Origin of the sequence: uncultured Faecalibaculum sp. (genome assembly GCF_910588395.1) — a bacterium.
Lineage (GTDB): Bacteria > Bacillota_I > Bacilli_A > Erysipelotrichales > Erysipelotrichaceae > Faecalibaculum.
The window spans coordinates 1-1,983 of record NZ_CAJUPA010000082.1 but is presented as its reverse complement, the minus strand read 5'-3'; the positions used below and the strand labels follow the sequence as shown (position 1 = coordinate 1,983).

Below are 1,983 nucleotides of genomic sequence, written 5' to 3'. Positions count from 1 at the left end.
AGGGTTTTCCATCATTTCCATAGCCGGAGCGAGGGGGGAAAGGGGGAGGTGACTTTCTCTTTAAGGCCCCGAAGGGGCCGCTCTTTGGCTCCCCCTTTCCCCCCTGCCGCCCGCAGGCGGCTCCCCCGTCCCCGCCGCAGCGGATTTTTTCTTTTTGCTTCTTTTTCTTTTTTGTGTAGGAGGTGCTTCTATGTCAAATGGGTTTCGTGGTACAGTGTCAGAGTATCAAGCTTTGTATATGGAGAAGAATGCCCACTTGGAGCAGTTTTTAGAACAGGTTACGCCTTTTGAATTTTACCGGGAGATTTTCCCGGAGGGGTCTTTTGAGCGGCAGGGTCACTTTGAGGACAGTAAGCCCAACGGGATCGCCGTCCATCTACCTGGTAAGGGTGGCTCCGTCAACGGTATTGCTCTGGAGATTGAGGGAGACGGTACGGCCAAACGGTACATTATCACGGATGATCTGAAGAAGCTTGATGAGCTGAAGGAAACAGATTTTACTATAATGGCTCCTATATCCTACTTCGGCAAGAAGCGGTCGGGGAAGTTTGCCCGGTTCCTCTATGCTCTGGCCTTTGATCTGGATGGGGTGGGTATGCCTCAGCTCCGGGACGTACTTCATCAGATGGATAAAGGGATTTTGCCAAAGGCCACTTTTGTGGTGAACAGCGGGACGGGGCTGCACTTGTATTATGTCCTGATCGAGCCGGTTCCTATGTATCCGCAGAACCAGCACTATCTGAAGGAGTTGAAGTATTCGCTTACCCGGCAGATTTGGAACAGGTTCACATCCTCCATCAAGCAGCCGCAGATGCAGGGGCTTATGCAGGGGTTCCGGGTGGTCGGCTCTGGGACGAAGCTGGGCAAGGGTTATCCCGTGGTGGCCTTTCGGGTCGGTGATCGGGTGGAGCTGGATGACCTTTTGGAGTACATACCCTCGTCTAACGGGGAGCGGCAGAAGTTAGAGGGCATTTTGAGAAAGAGCAGTATGCCCCTGGCTGAAGCTAAAGAGAAGTATCCAGATTGGTATGAGCGGCGGATTGTGAAAGGGGAGCGGCGGGGCCGCTGGACGGTGAAAAGAGATCTCTATGATTGGTGGCTGCGCCGTATCCGGGACGAGATCCGGGTGGGCCACCGCTATCATGGGGTAATGACCCTGGCGATCTATGCTAAGAAGTGCGGTATCGAGGAGGACGAACTACGCCAGGACGCCTATTCTCTGCTTCTGCCCTATGATGAAATGAGCATCGAGGAAGTCAACCGCTTCACCAGGGAGGATGTAGAGGCTGCTCTCTCGATGTTCAATGAGGACTATGTGACGTTTCCCAGGGATGATATAGCAAGGCTCTCCGGGATGACCATGCCGGTCAATAAGCGGAATTGGCAGAAACAGCGGGAACACCTGGAGGAAGCCCGTATGCTCCGAGATATGCGGATGAAGCGCCAGGGCAGGAATTGGTGGAATAGCAGTGGCAGGCCGACTGCCCAGGGGATTGTTTTTGAGTGGCGGCAGCAGCACCCAAAGGGCCGTAAGGCCGACTGCCGCCGGGACACTGGCCTTGACCCTAAGACCATTCGGAAGTGGTGGGACTGCCCGCCCCCGCCGCTGCGGTTTAAGGATGGCCACATTACGGTGCCGGTTGAGCCGTCCCAGGAGTTGAGCGACTGGCTTCTGAATGCGCTGCATGATGGAGGGCGGGAATAGGGCAGGAAAGGCCCCTGTAACGCTCTGGGAGCCGTTTTCGGCCCTCCGAGGGTAAACATACCAGCCCCCTCTTTACTGCGCCCGGAAAGCCGCATAAATCAAGGGCTTTTTGCCCTCTAAATGTCCACGCTCCAGGGGGCAAGATGATTTTGGGGGCTTGCTTTAGGTGGCTGTATATGGTACAATAATCAGGACAGAATATAGAGCGTAGAATGAAAGGGGTGTATTGCATGATTGCGATTAACTTTACAACGGCCCGGAGCCGGTTCAAGGACTTC

1 protein-coding gene is annotated in these 1,983 nt (G+C 54.7%); it reads left to right on the top strand.

Annotated features, from left to right (window positions below; translation table 11 throughout):
• Window positions 1-238 precede the first annotated feature (238 nt).
• Window positions 239-1,705, top strand: coding sequence for a hypothetical protein (locus QZ305_RS11660; protein WP_294732168.1), 1,467 nt, complete (start codon window positions 239-241; stop codon window positions 1,703-1,705).
• Window positions 1,706-1,983: the final 278 nt, after the last annotated feature.